At 63.3% G+C, this 15,567-nt stretch carries 18 protein-coding genes; 7 read left to right on the top strand and 11 right to left on the bottom strand.

Annotation, left to right across the window (positions count from 1 at the left end):
* Nucleotides 1-410: 410 nt before the first annotated feature.
* The 7 genes from mnhG to B9A97_RS16270 all read right to left on the bottom strand — a co-directional run bounded on the left by mnhG (nt 411) and on the right by B9A97_RS16270 (nt 6,936).
* Nucleotides 411-788 (bottom strand): monovalent cation/H(+) antiporter subunit G, encoded by a 378-nt coding sequence (gene mnhG / locus B9A97_RS16300; protein ID WP_084366408.1) that lies wholly within the window; start codon nt 786-788, stop codon nt 411-413.
* The gene (locus tag B9A97_RS16295; protein WP_084366407.1) at nt 785-1,204 is read right to left on the bottom strand and encodes a cation:proton antiporter; all 420 of its coding nucleotides are present in this window, start codon (nt 1,202-1,204) and stop codon (nt 785-787) included. The genes mnhG and B9A97_RS16295 overlap by 4 nt, the downstream gene beginning before the upstream one ends.
* On the bottom strand, nt 1,201-1,674 hold the full coding sequence (locus B9A97_RS16290; RefSeq protein WP_084366406.1) for a Na+/H+ antiporter subunit E: 474 nt from the start codon (nt 1,672-1,674) through the stop codon (nt 1,201-1,203). The genes B9A97_RS16295 and B9A97_RS16290 overlap by 4 nt, the downstream gene beginning before the upstream one ends.
* A complete protein-coding gene (locus B9A97_RS16285; protein ID WP_084366405.1) occupies nt 1,671-3,239 on the bottom strand; it encodes a Na+/H+ antiporter subunit D in 1,569 nt (522 codons plus the stop codon). Before B9A97_RS16285 ends, B9A97_RS16290 begins: the two co-directional genes overlap by 4 nt.
* 298 nt (nt 3,240-3,537) lie before the next feature.
* Nucleotides 3,538-3,915, bottom strand: coding sequence for a Na+/H+ antiporter subunit C (locus tag B9A97_RS16280; protein ID WP_084366404.1), 378 nt, complete (start codon nt 3,913-3,915; stop codon nt 3,538-3,540).
* On the bottom strand, nt 3,915-4,334 hold the full coding sequence (locus tag B9A97_RS16275) for a Na+/H+ antiporter subunit B (protein WP_084366403.1): 420 nt from the start codon (nt 4,332-4,334) through the stop codon (nt 3,915-3,917). Before B9A97_RS16275 ends, B9A97_RS16280 begins: the two co-directional genes overlap by 1 nt.
* 265 nt (nt 4,335-4,599) lie before the next feature.
* Nucleotides 4,600-6,936, bottom strand: a complete 2,337-nt coding sequence (locus B9A97_RS16270; RefSeq protein WP_084366402.1) for a putative monovalent cation/H+ antiporter subunit A — start codon at nt 6,934-6,936, stop codon at nt 4,600-4,602.
* Nucleotides 6,937-7,232: 296 nt separating this feature from the next.
* On the opposite strand from B9A97_RS16270, the gene msrB reads away from it, so the two are divergent.
* Nucleotides 7,233-7,643 carry a peptide-methionine (R)-S-oxide reductase MsrB gene (gene msrB, locus B9A97_RS16265; RefSeq protein WP_084366401.1) on the top strand — a complete coding sequence of 137 codons (411 nt, stop codon included), beginning with the start codon at nt 7,233-7,235 and terminating at the stop codon, nt 7,641-7,643.
* A gap of 5 nt (nt 7,644-7,648) precedes the next feature.
* On the opposite strand, the gene B9A97_RS16260 is transcribed toward msrB, so the two are convergent.
* Complete coding sequence (locus B9A97_RS16260; RefSeq protein WP_084366400.1) at nt 7,649-8,194, bottom strand: ATP-binding protein; 546 nt, start codon at nt 8,192-8,194, stop codon at nt 7,649-7,651.
* A gap of 129 nt (nt 8,195-8,323) precedes the next feature.
* Between B9A97_RS16260 and B9A97_RS16255 the strand changes: the two genes are divergently transcribed.
* Both B9A97_RS16255 and B9A97_RS16250 read left to right on the top strand, forming a co-directional pair.
* Nucleotides 8,324-8,935: a hypothetical protein gene (locus tag B9A97_RS16255; protein ID WP_143530506.1), complete on the top strand. Its 612-nt coding sequence runs from the start codon at nt 8,324-8,326 to the stop codon at nt 8,933-8,935.
* Nucleotides 8,936-9,051: 116 nt separating this feature from the next.
* Nucleotides 9,052-9,366 (top strand): hypothetical protein, encoded by a 315-nt coding sequence (locus B9A97_RS16250; RefSeq protein WP_084366399.1) that lies wholly within the window; start codon nt 9,052-9,054, stop codon nt 9,364-9,366.
* A gap of 53 nt (nt 9,367-9,419) precedes the next feature.
* On the opposite strand, the gene B9A97_RS16245 is transcribed toward B9A97_RS16250, so the two are convergent.
* From B9A97_RS16245 to B9A97_RS16235, 3 genes are all read right to left on the bottom strand, one after another.
* Nucleotides 9,420-10,514, bottom strand: a complete 1,095-nt coding sequence (locus B9A97_RS16245; RefSeq protein ID WP_084366398.1) for a helix-turn-helix transcriptional regulator — start codon at nt 10,512-10,514, stop codon at nt 9,420-9,422.
* A 130-nt stretch (nt 10,515-10,644) separates the two neighbouring features.
* Entirely contained in the window at nt 10,645-11,151 is a 507-nt protein-coding gene (locus B9A97_RS16240) for a GNAT family N-acetyltransferase (RefSeq protein WP_084366397.1), read from the bottom strand.
* Nucleotides 11,152-11,220: 69 nt separating this feature from the next.
* Complete coding sequence (locus B9A97_RS16235) at nt 11,221-11,874, bottom strand: PAQR family membrane homeostasis protein TrhA (RefSeq protein ID WP_084366442.1); 654 nt, start codon at nt 11,872-11,874, stop codon at nt 11,221-11,223.
* 190 nt (nt 11,875-12,064) lie between these two features.
* Here B9A97_RS16235 and B9A97_RS16230 point away from each other — a divergent pair, with 190 nt between their 5' ends.
* From B9A97_RS16230 to B9A97_RS16215, 4 genes are all read left to right on the top strand, one after another.
* Nucleotides 12,065-12,448, top strand: coding sequence for an MAPEG family protein (locus B9A97_RS16230; RefSeq protein ID WP_084366396.1), 384 nt, complete (start codon nt 12,065-12,067; stop codon nt 12,446-12,448).
* Between the two features lie 155 nt (nt 12,449-12,603).
* Nucleotides 12,604-13,170: a PAS domain-containing protein gene (locus B9A97_RS16225; RefSeq protein WP_179145307.1), complete on the top strand. Its 567-nt coding sequence runs from the start codon at nt 12,604-12,606 to the stop codon at nt 13,168-13,170.
* 206 nt (nt 13,171-13,376) lie between these two features.
* Complete coding sequence (locus B9A97_RS16220) at nt 13,377-13,796, top strand: thiol-disulfide oxidoreductase DCC family protein (RefSeq protein WP_084366394.1); 420 nt, start codon at nt 13,377-13,379, stop codon at nt 13,794-13,796.
* On the top strand, nt 13,793-15,415 hold the full coding sequence (locus tag B9A97_RS16215; RefSeq protein ID WP_244564259.1) for an SDR family oxidoreductase: 1,623 nt from the start codon (nt 13,793-13,795) through the stop codon (nt 15,413-15,415). The genes B9A97_RS16220 and B9A97_RS16215 overlap by 4 nt, the downstream gene beginning before the upstream one ends.
* Nucleotides 15,416-15,567: the final 152 nt, after the last annotated feature.

Below are 15,567 nucleotides of genomic sequence, written 5' to 3'. Positions count from 1 at the left end.
CATTCTCCTGTTCGCTACGGCTTGCCCAGCCCGGCCGCGTCAAAAAGGCGCAAAGCCATTCACTCTTGTTCGACAGACCCAATCCGAGGTTTCCGCCCGCCATACGGCCCGAAGTCTACCCCTAGACTTCCAGCATCCGCTTCGGCTTCGGTCTGCCTGATCGCATATCCGGCCCATCGGCATCCTGGATACACCCGTCGCAAGCGCGTGTTTCCGTTCAGCTACGATCGACAATAGACCCCGGCAAATTGGCTAAAAAATGCTTGATTGACGAAATCAACGATCCAATATCGCGATTATCACTATTTGCACCGTGCGCCAATTCATAATTTTACCAATTTTGGCGTAGTCCAAGATAATAAGAAAATGAGCACTGCGGTATAAAAGCAACGCATGATGGAACAAATGTACTATTTATCATCGCGTTTGTCAGAAGACTTGCGCGCCTTAACAGTCTGGCTCTTCTTCAAATCATCGCGCGTTGACAGTCGTGCCAGCGGATAACCCACCTGGTGCGCAGCCTTGGCTAGGAGGTGCGCCGATACCGGGGCAGTCAGGATAAAGAAGAAGAAGCCCGCAAGCGCCCGGCTCAGCGTCGCGAGATCGGCGGCATGCACGCCGACCGCCAGCAGCAGCAGGCCCGAGCCGATGGTGCCGGCCTTGGAGGCGGCATGCATGCGGGTATAGAGATCCGGCAGCCGGTTGATGCCGATGGCGGCGACCAGGCTGAAGAAAGCACCGACGACGATGATGACGGCGGTGACAAGGGCGAAGACAAGTTCCATCAGCGGCCTCCCTTCACGGCGCCACCGGGAGCGCGGGGCGATTTACCACTTGCGGCGGCCTTGCCGGGCTTCTTGGCCGATGGCGAGGCCTTGGCGGCGCTTGTCGCAGGCGGCGCCTTCTCCTCATCCTGCTCATCGACCCGGCCGCGCGACAGGATGAAGCGGGCAAAGGCGATGGTGGCGAGGAAGCCGACGAGACCAAGCGCGATGGCAATGTCGATATACAGCGTATAGCCGGTGCGGATGGCGATGACGGCGATGAAGCCGATGGCGATGCCGACCAGCATATCGAGCGCCAGAACCCGGTCCGGCAGGGTCGGTCCCTTGACGACACGGTAGACCGTGAGAAAGAACGACACGCCCAGCACCACAAGGGCAAAATTGCAGGCGGCGAGAACTACGGTATCGGCGGCGGTCATTGGAAGGCCTCCATGATCTTGCGCTCGAAGCCATCGGCAATATCGCGGATCGTGCCCTCGACATCGCTGCAGTCAAGCGCATGCACGTACAGCGTCTTCTTGTCGTCCGACACGTCGACCGAAAGCGTGCCGGGCGTCAGCGTGATGAGATTGGCCAGCAAGGTGATCTCGAAATCGCGCTGCACGGTGAGCGGAAAGGCAAAGATGCCGGGCTGCAGGTCCAGCCGGGGATTGAGCACCATCAGCATGACCTTCCAGGCCGACTTGGCCAGTTCGACAAAGAACAGCATGACCAGCGACAGCACCCGCATGCTGCGGCCGAGATAGCCGCTGCCATTGATCTGCTCGCGGATCAGGCCGAGGGTCAGCGTCGACAGCACGAAGCCGAAGATGAGATTGTGCAAGGAGGCGCTGCCGGTGACGGCGGCCCAGATGATCGCCATGAGCAGGTTGATGGCGTAGAGGATCATGGCGACACTCCCTGCGGGAAGACCGACTTCAAGTAGCCGCTCGGCTCGATCAGCGTCGCGGCCGCCTGCTGGCTTAGCACGATCAGCTGTTCCGGAAACAGGCCGAACCAGACGATCAGCGCCGTCAGCACCACCACGGGCAGCAGTTCAGCCATGGTAAAGGCCGGGGCGGCAACGGTTCCGTCTGCCTGTTGCCGGCCCGGGCGCCAATAGGCCAGCAGGAACACCCGGCCGAAGGCGATGGTGGTGACGAAGCCGGAAACCAGGATGGCGGTGGCCAGCCACCAGGCGCCGATGTCGAGCGAGGCCTTGACCAGGAGTGCCTTGGGCCAGAAGCCGGAAAACGGCGGCAGGCCGGAACCGGCGAAGAACAGCGCCAGCGACAGGAAGGCAAAGGCGGGAACTAACCCATAAAGACCCGAAAGACCGGCCAGCGAGAAGCTGCCGCCGAGGCGCGCGGCAATGCCGGCCACGAGATAAAGGGCGGTCATCAGCACGATGGAATGCAGCGCGTAGAAAATCGCCGCCGACACGCCGGATTCGCCGCCGACCGCGATGCCGGCCAGCATGTAGCCGATGCCCGAGACGACCACGAAACCGAGGAAGCGCCTGATATCCACCTGCGCCAGGGCGCCCAGCGCACCGAGGATCATGGTGGCGGAGGCAGCGATGGCCACGACAAGGCTCAAGGCCTCGCCCTCGACCGGCAGGAGCATGACCATGGTCCTGACAAGGGCATAGATGCCGACCTTAGTGAGCAGGCCGGCAAACAGCGCCGATACCACCACACGGGGGGTGTGATAGGAGGCGGGCAGCCAGAAATTCACCGGGAAGGCCGCCGCCTTCATGCCGAAGGCCAGCACGAACAGCGCTCCGAGCGTCATCAAAGGTGCTGTGCCGCGCAACTCACCGGCCTTGGCGGCGATATCGGCCATATTGAGCGTGCCGAACATGGCATAGAGAAAGCCGACGGAGATCAGGAACAGCGTGGTGGCGATCAGGTTGAGGATGGCATATTTCAGCGCGCCGTCGATCTGCTCACGCTCGGAGCCCAGGACCAGCAGGCCGAAGGAGGAGATGAGCAGCACCTCGAACCAGACATAGAGATTGAAGATGTCGCCCGTCAGGAAGGCGCCTGAGACACCGGCCATCAGCACCAGCAGGAAGGGATAGAAACCATAACGCCGGCCGCTGGTATTGACATCGCCAAGCGCATAGATGGCGCCGGCGAGAGCGACCACCGCCGAGGTCAAGGCAAAGAGCGCGCCGGTGAGATCCACCGTAAACGCAATGCCGAAGGGCGGCAGCCAGCGGCCCATCATCATCGTCACCGGCCCGTTGAGCAGCACATGGCGCAGCAGCAGCAGATCGATGATGACCAGCAGGCCGAGCGCTGAGATGGCGATATAGGGTTGAATGCGGGTGTTGTGGCGCACCATCATGAGCACCGAGCCGGCGGCCAGGCACAGCGCAACCGGCAGGATGGCCAGCCATTGCGCCGCCGTGACGGGCGCCATGACGAGGGCTGCCGAGAGATCGACGGTCGTGGTGGTGGGCGCGGCCATCAGAGGTGGGCTCCGAACGTTGTATCGAAGGGAGTTGCCGGCCTTAGAGCGCGGGTACCCCCCTCTGGTCTGCCGGCGTTCGGCATTGCAATCGATTCACTGGATCGATTGCTCGGCTTCGCCGACCATGCCTCACCCCCCTCAAGGGGGGAGATCGACGCGCGGTATCCGCATAGTCTTTCACCGAGATCGGTTGGGATTAGGGAGCGCGCGCCCAACCGATCGAACCGCGGGAGAGGAACGTCGACGAGACTATATCTGGCAGACCAGAGGGGGGTATTCTTGCTCAACATCAGTCTCAATATCCCAGGGGCGGCAGAGGCTCGTCGGCCGGTTCGGCGACGCGCATCTCGTCGGTATCGTCGGTCTTCAGGTCTTGATAGGCGCGGTAGGTCAGCACCAGCAGGAAACAGAAGAAGGAAAAGGAAATCACGATGGCCGTCAGGATCAGCGCCTGCGGCAGGGGATTGGCCGCCGAGCTCGCCAGCGTGTCGCTGCCAGCGGGGATGATCGGCGGCACCTCGCGGGTCAGCCGACCCGAGCTGAAGAGCAGCATGTTGACGGCATTGCCGAGGATGGCGATGCCCAGCAGGATGCGCACGATGTGGCGCGACAGCATGAGATAGATGGCAACCGCGAAGAAAACGCCAACCAGGATCGCGAACAGCCCTTCCATCAGCCGTCATCCCTTTCTTCCAGCGCCAGTGCCATGGAGGTGATGGCGCCCACCACGACGAGATAGACGCCGACATCGAAGGACATGACGGTGGCGAGCGGCACCTCGACACCGGCGAGCACCGGATAGACCCAGAGACCCGTCATGAAGGGCACGCCGACAAAGGCCGAGATGAGACCGGAGACGGTGGCCAGCAGCAGGCCGCTGCCGGCAATCGACATGGGATGGAACCAGAGCGCCCGGCGAACCGCCTGGACACCATAGGCGATGCCATAGATCGCCATGGCCGAGGCCGCGATCAACCCGCCAATGAAGCCACCGCCCGGCTCGTTATGCCCGCGCAGCAGCACGAAGATGGAGAAGAGCACCATCAGCGCGGTGAGGAAGGGCGCGACAGTGCGGAAGATCAGGGTGTTCATGGGCGGGCTCCGGTCGGCAAGCTGTACGCGAAAGACCCTCTCTGGCCTGCCGGCCATCTCCCCCACAAGGGGGGAGATGACTCGCGGCGCGCGCTTGGCCTCCGCTCAGCACCCGGTTTGTGGCCACCCTCACCAAAGGATATGGGAATATGGCAGGCCACTCCAATTGCTTGTGCAGGGCGAGCGGTTTCGGCTTGGTCTTCTCCCCCCTTGTGGGGGAGATGGGCGGCAGCCCAGAGAGGGTCTTTCTTGATCAAAACCACCATCACTTCCCCTCCTCGCGCACCGAGGCGCGGATACGGATGAGCGCCAGGATGGCCATCCCGGTGATCATGACGACGGAGATTTCGCCGAGCGTGTCGACGCCACGGAAGTCGACGATGATGACGTTGACGACATTGGCGCCGTGGGCGATGACCTTGGAATAGGTGTTGAAGAAATCCGTGAGCACCGTATCGAACATCTGCTGCGTGGATTTCAGCAGCATGAGGGTGAAGCCGAGGCCGCAGGCGATGGCGATGGTGCTGTCCATGATCAACTGCGGCCAATCGCGGTGATCCGAGGGCGAGAGCCGGAGCCGGGTCATGACCAGCGCCAGGATCACGACCGAGAGCGTCTCGACCATGAACTGGGTGAAGGACAGATCCGGCGCGCCGAACAGCAGGAATATGACGGCCACGGCAAAGCCCTGGATGCCGAGCGAGACAATGGCGGTCAGGCGGTTCTTGGCGGCGAGTACGGCGACAAGGCCCACCAGCGCGATGGCGAAGAAGGCAAGCTCGTGGAACTGGACATCCGCAGGCCAGGAGGGCATGGCCGGCAGTTCGCCGAAGACAATCGGCGGCACCAGCAATACCAGGGCGATGACGATGAAGGTCAGCGTGACATAGGTCTCCAGCCGTCCGCTCTGGACCATCCGCGTGATGCGATAGGAATAGCGCACCAACCCCTCGATGAAATAATCGAAGGCGATATCCGGCCCGGGACCGATGGCATCCAGCAGCCGGGTCATGCCGGCCCGCACCCGGTCCAGCAGCAGATAGATCGCGACGCCGAGCGCGACCGTCACGGCCGAGAGCAGGAGCGGTATGCCGATATGCGGCACGAGGCTGATCTCGACTTCCAGCGCGCGACCGGCCACAGCAGACGCAAATGGCGAGGAAATCAGCTGATGCACCAGCGGCGACAGCAGTGCTGCGCCAAGCCCCGACAGCGCGAGAACCAGCGGGCCGAGCCAGAGCAGCAGCGGGCCTTCATGGGCATGTTTCGGCGTTTCGACATGGGGACCGAGGAAGGGTCGCAAGGCCACCGCAAAGCCGATGGCGAACATCAGCGCATTGCCGACCATCGCTACGCCCGTGAAGAGGATGGATCTCGCATCGCCATGGGCGAGCGCGGCATAGACTTCTTCCTTGGCGAGGAAGCCGAAGAAGGGCGGCAAGCCGCCCATGGAGATCGCCGCACAGATCGCCGCGGCAAAGGTGATCGGCATGGCGCCGCGCAGGCCGCCGAGCAGGGTCACCTCGCGGGTGCCGGCCTCATGGTCGATCAGGCCCGCCACCATGAACAGCGCGCCCTTGAACAGGGAATGGGCCACGAGATAAAGCACCGCCGCTTCCACGGCATAGTCGGAGCCGAAGCCGGTCAGCATCACCAGCAGGCCAAGCGAGGCGACGGTGGTATAGGCCAGCATCAGCTTCAGGTCGCTCTGGCGGACGGCAAGCAGGCCGCCGACGACAAGGGTCAGGCCGCCGAAAACCGGCAGGATGATTTCCCAGGCCGGCGTGCCGCCCATAACCGGATTGAGCCGCATCAGCAGATAGACGCCCGCCTTTACCATGGTGGCCGAATGCAGGTAGGCCGAAACCGGGGTCGGCGCTTCCATGGCGTTGGGCAGCCAGAAATGGAACGGAAACTGCGCCGACTTGGTGAAGGCACCGCCGAGCACCAGAAGCAAGGCCGGAATATAGAAGGCGCTTTCCCGCAACGTATCGCCGGTGTGCAACAGCAGCGACAGCTGGGTGACGCCAGTCATGTTCCACAGGAAGATGAGGCCTGCCAGAAGCGCCAGCCCGCCGCCGCCGGTGACGACCAGCGCTTGGAGGGCCGCGCGGCGCGAGCGCTCGCGGCTGTGATCGAAACCGATCAGCAGGAAGGAGGTGATCGAGGTCAGCTCCCAATAGATGAACAGCATCAGGAAGCTATCCGACACCACGAGGCCGAGCATGGCGCCCATGAACATCAGGATGAAGGAGAAGAAGCGGCCCTGCTGGGCATGACCCTTCATGTAGCCGCCGGCATAGAGCAAGATCAGCGCGCCGATGCCGGTGACAAGCAGCGCGAAGGTGAGCGACAAGCCGTCGAGATACCAGGAGAAGCTCAGGTTGAGGCTCGGAACCCAGGCAAATCCGCCGGTAACCACGCCACCAGCCGAAATCTCGCCCAGGAAACCGGCGAAATGCAGGAAGGCAAGGAGCGGAAAGAGCACGAGAACCCAGGCCGTATTATGCCCCAACGACCGAGTCAAAACCGGCGCTACGACGGCACCGGCAAAGGGCAGCAGCATGGCGACGAATGTCAAAATGGCGACATTTTCGAACATTACATGTCCTTGTATTCACGGGCCTGCGCATCGACTTGTCGGTCATTCCATGCGCCAGGGCCGAAGTGTTAGGCCATTGCAACCGCGTCCTCAAGGGGAAACGGGCGGCTTTCACTGCAAACTGACATCTCACATATGATTTTGCATGGATTTTTTGAGCGCTCATGCGCTGGGCATGGGATGTGGGTCTGATGCGGGAGGAGCCGCGGATGCTTTGACCGCGTCAACGTGATGCCAGGGCGATTGCTGTCCCGCCCTCGGCGCCCTATCTATGGGGCGACAAGGAGATCCACACCATGAGACAGGAAACCAAGCCGAAAATCGAAAAGACCGATGCCGAATGGCGCGAGCAGCTGACGCCGGAGCAATATCGCATCCTGCGCGAGCACGGCACGGAACGGGCCTTTACCGGACCGTACTGGGACAATTTCGAAAAGGGGGTCTATAGCTGCGCCGCCTGCGATACGCCGCTGTTCGTTTCGGACACCAAGTTCGATGCCGGTTGCGGCTGGCCGAGCTATTTCGAGCCTGTCACGCCCGATGCCGTGACCGAACATCGCGACATGTCCTTCGGCATGGTGCGCACGGAAATCCGCTGCGCCAATTGCGGCGGGCATCTGGGCCACGTCTTCCCGGACGGACCGAAGCCCACAGGCCTGCGCTACTGCATCAACGGCCACTCGATGATGTTCACGCCGATCAGGTGAGCGTGTCAGGTCGTCTGGTCGAGGTGGCGGCTCACGGCCGCCACGAGGGCCTCGACAGGCTCCGCGGAATCGAGCCTCAGGACGGGCCAGCGGCCTGAGGACAACCAGGCCTCGTGGGCCTTGCGGCTGCGTTGCTCGGGACCGGCGGTGTCATAGGCCGCCGCCCAGGCGATGAAGGCCTGGCTGGTCGAAAACATATCGCCACCGGGGGCAATCCGGGGACCGTATCGCTCCTGCTCGCGCTTGAGGATGCGCGCCATCCTGACCTTCGGATCGAGCGTCAGGAACACCACGAGATCATACAGCGGCTCCACCGGCTCGCCCCATTTCAGCGCCGAACCCGAGAGAACCCAGTCGGCATCATCCGGCAGCCGGTCGACCAGCAGTGCCTGCCGCTCGGGCAGCGGTCGCGGCGTGGTGAATGGCGGATCGGTGGGCATCCAGTAAAGGCTGTCGGTATCGACATGGGCAATGCCGAGATGCCGTGACAGTGCCACGCCGAGCGTCGTCGTGCCGGATCCGGAAGCCCCGAGAATGTGAATGCGCGCCATGGTCACCTCCATCCCCAGCCGGAATAGCGCAGTCGTGAACGGCCATCAATCTCGGCCTCTTGCGCGCCGGGCGCTTTGGCGCTTTCATGGGGGCGGGACGGACTAGGTGCGACGATCTGGGAGGGGCGGATGCGACGGGCAAAGCTGGTGGCAATGGGTCTGGCATTGGTGCTGGCCGGCTGTTCTTCCATGGCGGAAAAGGCAGAGAATGCCGCCAATCGCTCCTTTACCAGCTATGCCCTGGGCAAGCCCTATCAGCAGGTTGCAGCGCTCGGCCAATCGCCGTTGGAACAGCTGGCGGGCAATGACCGCGCCACCTTCGGGCCGTCGATCGGGTCTACGCCGCTTGCCGATGGCTCGGTGATCCACCGCCACATGGCGCCGGGCGCGCAGACGGAGACCGGCTCGGATTTTGGCGGGCTGGTCGGCACGTCAAGGCAATCCACCAATATGCGGCTCTCCTATTTCCTCGTCGGCACGGACGGCATCGTGAAGGACTGGGCGACCGGCTCGGTGCAGGGCTCGACCTCCGACTGCATCAGCTATATCGGCGGCATCATCAACCGCTGTACCGATACGCGACAGCTCGAGGGCTCGCTGGCACTCTATGACAGCCGCGTGCTGACCCGGGGCGGCCAGCCGATTTCAAGCTGGGGAACACCGGCGCAGCTCGCGTCCCTGCCGGCTTCCACCCCGCCGATGGCACAGGGACAACGCCCCCCGCCGCGAAAAACACCCTGAAAAAGCTTTAACGCCGCAGTAAAAAATTGCCTATCATCCTCAATATTGGGGATGACAGCGACGGCCAACAGAGCGAACGTTGGCGAACGATTCGCGTATTGAGGTTCGTTGACTGCATGGCATTTTGGCTCCTAATCACTTGGCTCGTTCCGGCTTTCGTCCTTTTGGCACTCACCTATGCCGAGGGCGCGAGCGTCGGACGTCGTGACTGGGATTTCTGGCGGTTCGCCGGTCTGGCCGGCTGCCTGGCTTGGCCGCTGGCCCTGCCCTTGCTGGTGATCGTGTCGCGCCGGCATTCGCGGGTGACGGCAGAGGCCGCGCGCACGCGCATCGCGACCAGCATGAACGACAATGTCGTGGTGCTGCTGCTGGCGACCATCACCGCCCTGGTGACGGTCGTGCCCTTCGCCTGGGCTCTGAAGATCTTCTAATAAATCAAACGTCTATGCGGCTTGCCGGTCTCGTATCGGGCGCCGGAGGGCGGCTACATCACATCATCCCCAAGCGGCCTGATGCTGGAGACGGCGGCGACAAAGTCCGCTTGCCGCGACATGCCGCTTTTGCCCAGGATGGAGCGGATATGGCTGCGCACCGTCTCGGTGGCGATGGAAAACTCGGCCGCCGTCCGGGCGACGTCATTGCCGAGAGACAGGGAGCGCGCCACGCGGGCTTCGGCGGGCGAGAGATCGAACAGGCCCTGGATGGTCTCCGCACTCGGCACGCGGGAGCGATCCACTGGCGTGACGATGAGAAAGAAGCGCGCCTGGGCGAAGATATCCCGCGCATCCCCACAGATCGGCACGAGATGGACGACGGCCGGCGCGTTGTGCTCGGTCTTGGGCAGCGGAAACGAACAACCGGCCGGCCGCATGCCCTCGCCGCTGTCCAGCACCTCGCGGAACTTGGCATTGGCCTCGGCAAAACCGAAGACCACCTTTTCGAAGGCGGTCAGCACCACCTGCGGCTCGAATTTCTGCATGAGGGCATTGGCAGTGAGCACCTTGCCGGACGCGCCGATCACCGCGGCGGGAAGGCCGGTCAATTCCAATGCCTGGACCGCCGCGTTGATGCGCTCGAATTCCAGTCGGCTGGACATGGTGGCCGCGCGCGCCAGATGCGGGCGCAGCGTGTTCAACAGCGCCACATCCTGTTCGCCGAATGGTCCCTTGTCGGTCTCGCGGATCAGGTCGAAGATGATGGTGTGGCCCGATGGCTCAAGCACCATGTCGCCGACCGTCCAGCCCAGTCCCTGGGGCCTCAAGAATTCGTTGTAGATCGGATCGGTCGCCAGTTCCTCCTCAGTCATGAGGTCGATATCCCGGGTGAAGGAAAAGGTCGACAAGGCGAGATGCCGCTGCGGGCGGACATTCTGGAACCGCAACGGGCTCTTGGCAAAGAACTCCATGCCCTCCTGAGCCGCGGGACTGCAGACCCAGCGGAACGAGCTGCCCTCGGTCAGGGTGATCAGGGCAGCCGAAAACCCATCGACGCAGTCGCTGAGGCCGACACAGACCTCTTGCCACAGTTCCGGAATGAAGGCGGCCTCATAGATCGTGTCGATCAGTTTCGCATGCTGCATGACGCCGGTTCCCCTCCCCGCCGATTACCTCCAACCAACCAAGCCGCTGAGAAACCGGTCATTTCTTGCGCAAGGCCTTGTAATCCTTCCGAGTTCTGTCAGATTTTCAGCGTGTGGTAAAGCCTGGGCTTCAATCCGGGATCCGCAGTTCCATCGCCGCCAGGTCGAGCCAGCGGCCGAACTTCGTGCCGACCTCCCGGTGGATGCCGACAAGCCGGAAGCCGAGGCTCTCGTGCAGCGCGATGGAGGGCCGGTTTTCCGCCTCGATGGCAGCGATCATGACATGCACCCTGGCCGCGCGCGCCCGCTCGATCAGCGCCTGCATCAGGAGCTTGCCGATGCCGGCGCCGCGGCAATCCTTCTCGACGTAAACTGAATGCTCCACGGTGTGGCGATAGCCGTCAAAGGCGCGCCAGTCGCCATAGGAGGCGTAGCCCGCGACCTTGCCGGCCTGCTCCGCCACCAGGATCGGGAAACCGCGGGCGTGGCGGAACTCCATCCAGGCGCGGCGGTTGTCGAGATCTATCAGCGCCTCGTTCCAGATCGCGGTGGTATGCTCCACCGCATGGTTGTAGATGTCGCGGATCGCGGCAAGGTCGGCCTCGCCAGCGTCGCGGATGATGACCTCGGCTGCCATGGGTTTGTCCACTATAATTGATGATTGTCCGCTTTACAGGACAAGCCGCGCCGCTGTCCAGCGCCGATATCAGACGCTGATGGCGGTGAACACGGCCGAGTAATGCACAGCCGCGGCGGTGACCACGAAGCCATGCCAGATGGCATTCTGGAAGCGCAGCCGTTCCCAGACATGGAAGATGACGCCGGCGGAATAGATGCAGCCGCCAATGATGATCAGGAGCAGCGTGACCTCCGGAATGATCTCCGAGATCGGTCCCATCGCAAAGGCGCCGCTCCAGCCCATGGCGAGATAAAGCAGGATGGCCAGCTTGTCATAGCGGCCGGGATAGCGGAACTTCAGCCAGATGCCGAGACAGGCCGTGAGCCAGATGCCGATAAGCAGCGCCAGGATACTCCATTGCTCGGCGCCCTGGATCAGGAAGGGCGTGTAGGTCGAGGCGATCAGGATGAAGATGGCGGAATGGTCGAGCCGGCGAAACACCCATTTGATGCGCGAATGGGGCAGCATGTTATAGGTGAAGGACACGCCGAGCGACACGACGAGGCCGAGCCCATAGATCCAGGCAGCAGCGATATCGCGGTAGTCCGAATAAACAGTGGCATAGAAGATCAGCGCGGTGACGCCGATCAGGGCGAAGACGACGCCGATGCCGTGGACAATGCCATCGGCCAGCAATTCGTGAAAATCATAAGGCCGCCCGAAGGGGTAGTTCTCGATCATTCCAACACCACCGGCCATGCCGGAAGACAACAGCAAATCATGACCCGTATCATGCGGGAAATCACGCCGGGAGACAAGCCGGCTAAGGCGGACACCCCGCAAGGCGCGACCGGTATTGCGCCGGCCCGACGCATCGCCTAACCCTTTGGCGCCCTGATTTGATGCCTGATTTTACGCCCTGGGAGCCAGCATGCGCTTTACCGTCCTTGCCACCTTTTCCGCGCTGATCACCTATGTCTGGCTGATGATCAAGGTGGGGCGGGCTCGCAAGACCTTCGGCATCGAGGCGCCGCGCACCACGGGTAATGCGCAGTTCGAGCGGATCTTCCGGGTGCAGCAGAACACCGTGGAGCACCTTGTCGCCTTCCTGCCATCGCTCTGGATCTTCGGCTACTATGTCTCCGACCCGATCGCCGGCTTTCTTGGCCTGTGCTGGACGGGGGCTCGCGCGCTCTATGCCGTGGAATATTATGCCGACGCCAAGCGCCGCGGGCGGGGTGCGGCACTCACCGCGATCATCGGGCTGATCCTGCTGGTGGGCGGCACAATCGGGGCGCTGGTGGGTGCGGGCTGAACGCTCGCCGCAGCGGTTGCAAGCGTTAATATTAGACTTTCGCCGGGGGCTCGCTAAAACCGCTTCGAATTTGCGTTCGATCAAATTCCTCCACAACCATCCATGGTAATATTGCTGTCACAAAGCGACTTTGCCTTGGGTGCGGAGAGACTGACGTGAAGAGCTACGAAAACGACATTGCAGAGAATTTACCGCCGCAGGAAATCTCGGCGGAACAGTCGGCGTCAGGCGTGTTTACCTGGGTCATCCAAAGCGACACCTTCTATGCGGATGCGGCGGCAGCGGCGCTGTTCGGCTTCTCGGCGGCGGAGACGAAATCCGGCCTGCCACGGGCTGCCTTTCGCGCCCGCATTCATCCCGATGACGTCGTGCGTTTTGCCGAGGCCGTCGAAGATATGCTGAAGACCGGCGTGCCCTTCCAGGAAGACTATCGCGTCTGCCGGCCTGACGGCACCTGCGTCGCGGTCTCCGGTTTCGGCGCCTGTTTTCGCGACGAACACGGCACGCCCCTGTATTGCTCGGGCATGATGGTGGCATCCGCCGGCGTGCCGGTGGAAGCGGAGGTCCTGGACGAGGACGAGATCGCCATCGACCCCCTGCTGCACCACTGTCTGCTGGCCCTGGAAATCGCCAGGACGCGCAATGATGAAGACACCATCACAGCGCTTTCCGATGCGCTGCGATCGGCCCTGGTCGATGCCGTGCCCCTGACGCGGCATTGAGCGGAGCGGTAGGCCCGACCTGGCGGCGGCGGTCGGGCCTACCGCTTTTCGTTCGTGACTGCTACAGCGCCGTGCGCCGAATTGGGCGCACAAAGGCTCGCTGTAGCGCTTTCTATCTGCTGCCTATTTTTCACTTTGAATCGATTCCGGTTCAGGAAATTATGCAGTAGGCTGGTCCGGTCTTTCGTCCTTCAGCCGAGGCTGCCTTGTCCGGTCCCACACCACCCCCATCCGACGGCCCGATCATCGTTTTCGATGCGCTGTGCGTGCTCTGCTCGGCCAATGCGCAATTCGTGCTGCGGCATGACAAGGCGCGGCGCTTCCGGCTGGCCTCGATGCAGGGGGATGTGGGCGCTTCGATCTATCGACGGCTTGGCATCAATCCCGACAATCCCGAAAGCCTTGTGGTGGTGGATGGCGACACGGCGCTGCGCGACAGCGATGCGGTGCTTTCCATCTATGCCGGGCTCGGCTGGCCGTGGCGGCTGATGGCTGTGTTGCGCGTGGTGCCGCGGGCGCTGCGCGATCCGGTCTACCGCATGATTGCCCGCAACCGCTACCGCCTGTTCGGCCGGCGGGAGACCTGCTGGCTGCCCTCCCCCGCCGACCGGGAGCGGATTTTGTGACGCGCGTGATGGTGCTGGGTGGCTATGGCGGCTTTGGCGCGCGGCTGTCACGCCGGCTGGCGGCCGAGGGCTGGACGGTGCTGGTGGCAGGACGCAATGGGGACAAGGCGCAAGCCATGGCCCAGTCTTTGCCCGGTGCCGTGGCCATTGTTGCAGACCGCAATGGCGACTTCGACTCGGTGCTGCGCGCGCAAAAACCCGTGCTGCTGATCGATGCGGCCGGTCCGTTCCAGGGCAGCGGCTATCACGTGGCCGAGGCCTGCATCCGCGCCGGCGTGCATTATATCGACCTCGCAGACGCACGGGATTTTGTGCTCGGCATCGGCGCGCTTGATGATGCGGCGCGACGGGCCGGCGTCGCAGTGGTATCCGGCGCCTCCAGCGTGCCGGCGCTATCGGGTGCGGTGCTGCGGCAACTGACCGAGGGTCTCGACACAGTGCGGTCCGTGAGCATGGCGCTCAGCGCCTCCAGCAAGGCGAGCGCCGGCGCCTCCGTGGCCGCGGCGATCCTGAGCTATGTCGGCAAGCCGGTTCGGCTCTGGCGGGGGCGGCGCTGGCAGGTGCGGACCGGCTGGCAGATGGTGAAGCGCGAGCGCTACGAGATCAGCGGCAGCCAGCCGATCAGCCGGCTGGTGGCCCTGTCCGACGTGCCGGACCATCAGATCGTGCCCGATGGGCTGCCGGGCCGGCCCGCGACCATATTCCGCGCCGGGCCGGAATTTTCCTTCCAGCTGTTTTCCGTCTGGTTGCTTGGCTGGTTCGTGCGCTGGGGCTGGCTTACATCCGCCGTATCGCTGGCGCCCTATCTGCTGCCGCTGCAGGCGCTGACATCGAGGTTCGGATCGGATCGCTCCGCCATGGCAATCGAGGTCAAGGGCGTGGCGGCCGGCGCTGGTCGGGTGCGACGCTGGACGCTGATCGCAGAGAGAGGCGACGGCCCTGAGATCCCGACGCTCGCCGCACCGCTGATTGCCCGTGCCATTGTCGACGGAGGCATCGCGCCGGGCGCCCGATCCTCTGAGGCGCTGCTGCAGCTTGCGGACTTCCAGCCGGCTTTTGACGGCTTGGCGATCCGGCACGAGACAACGGAAAAGACCTATGTGCCGCTCTATCGTCGGGTGCTGGCGGCGGATTTCGCGCGGACGCCGGCGCCCGTGCAGGCGCTGCACGACGTGATCGGCGATGGCAGCGCCGCCGGCCGGGCGGTAGTGACCCGTGGTACATCGCTGCTGGCGCGCCTCGCTTGCGCCATCATCGGCTTTCCGCCGACGGGAGAGCATGCCCTGCATGTCGACTTCGAGGAGGAAGACGGCATCGAGCGCTGGACCCGCGATTTCGCCGGCCGGCGCTTTTCCAGCGAACTCAGCCAGTCCGGCCACTTCCTGGTGGAGCGGTTTGGCCCCCTGCGGTTTCATTTCACGCTCGAGGGCGATGAGACCGGCCTGCGGATGCGGATGCAGCGCTGGTTCATGTTCGGCCTGCCGCTGCCGCTGTGGCTCGCGCCGAAAAGCGAGGCACGCGAATGGGCCGAGGGCGACCAGTTCTGCTTCGACGTGGCGATCGCGCTGCCCGGCATCGGTGCGGTGGTGCATTATCGCGGGTGGTTACGGGTGGTGTGAGGCGAGAGGGAGACAATTTCCCCTCACCAACAAAATCTGAGGTTTAGCTGCGCTAAGCCCTCGATTGCCTTCGCGCGACGGCGCGCTCAGGCCTCCGTTCGCTGAAATCGATTCACTGGATCGATTTCCGGCCTTCGGCCATCGCTCCGAAG

It is taken from the genome of Rhizobium sp. RU36D, from assembly GCF_900176345.1.
Classification (GTDB): domain Bacteria; phylum Pseudomonadota; class Alphaproteobacteria; order Rhizobiales; family Rhizobiaceae; genus Allorhizobium.
The sequence above is the reverse complement of the archived record's forward strand: the minus strand, read 5'-3'. Positions and strand labels throughout refer to the sequence as shown.

Coding starts and splice junctions, on each gene's coding strand:
- B9A97_RS16295 (WP_084366407.1), bottom strand. CDS start 1,204: ATGACCGCCGCCGATACCGTAGTTCTCGCCGCCTGCAATTTTGCCCTT.
- B9A97_RS16290 (WP_084366406.1), bottom strand. CDS start 1,674: ATGATCCTCTACGCCATCAACCTGCTCATGGCGATCATCTGGGCCGCC.
- B9A97_RS16285 (WP_084366405.1), bottom strand. CDS start 3,239: ATGGCCGCGCCCACCACCACGACCGTCGATCTCTCGGCAGCCCTCGTC.
- B9A97_RS16280 (WP_084366404.1), bottom strand. CDS start 3,915: ATGGAAGGGCTGTTCGCGATCCTGGTTGGCGTTTTCTTCGCGGTTGCC.
- B9A97_RS16275 (WP_084366403.1), bottom strand. CDS start 4,334: ATGAACACCCTGATCTTCCGCACTGTCGCGCCCTTCCTCACCGCGCTG.
- B9A97_RS16270 (WP_084366402.1), bottom strand. CDS start 6,936: ATGTTCGAAAATGTCGCCATTTTGACATTCGTCGCCATGCTGCTGCCC.
- msrB (WP_084366401.1), top strand. CDS start 7,233: ATGAGACAGGAAACCAAGCCGAAAATCGAAAAGACCGATGCCGAATGG.
- B9A97_RS16260 (WP_084366400.1), bottom strand. CDS start 8,194: ATGGCGCGCATTCACATTCTCGGGGCTTCCGGATCCGGCACGACGACG.
- B9A97_RS16255 (WP_143530506.1), top strand. CDS start 8,324: ATGCGACGGGCAAAGCTGGTGGCAATGGGTCTGGCATTGGTGCTGGCC.
- B9A97_RS16250 (WP_084366399.1), top strand. CDS start 9,052: ATGGCATTTTGGCTCCTAATCACTTGGCTCGTTCCGGCTTTCGTCCTT.
- B9A97_RS16245 (WP_084366398.1), bottom strand. CDS start 10,514: ATGCAGCATGCGAAACTGATCGACACGATCTATGAGGCCGCCTTCATT.
- B9A97_RS16240 (WP_084366397.1), bottom strand. CDS start 11,151: ATGGCAGCCGAGGTCATCATCCGCGACGCTGGCGAGGCCGACCTTGCC.
- B9A97_RS16235 (WP_084366442.1), bottom strand. CDS start 11,874: ATGATCGAGAACTACCCCTTCGGGCGGCCTTATGATTTTCACGAATTG.
- B9A97_RS16230 (WP_084366396.1), top strand. CDS start 12,065: ATGCGCTTTACCGTCCTTGCCACCTTTTCCGCGCTGATCACCTATGTC.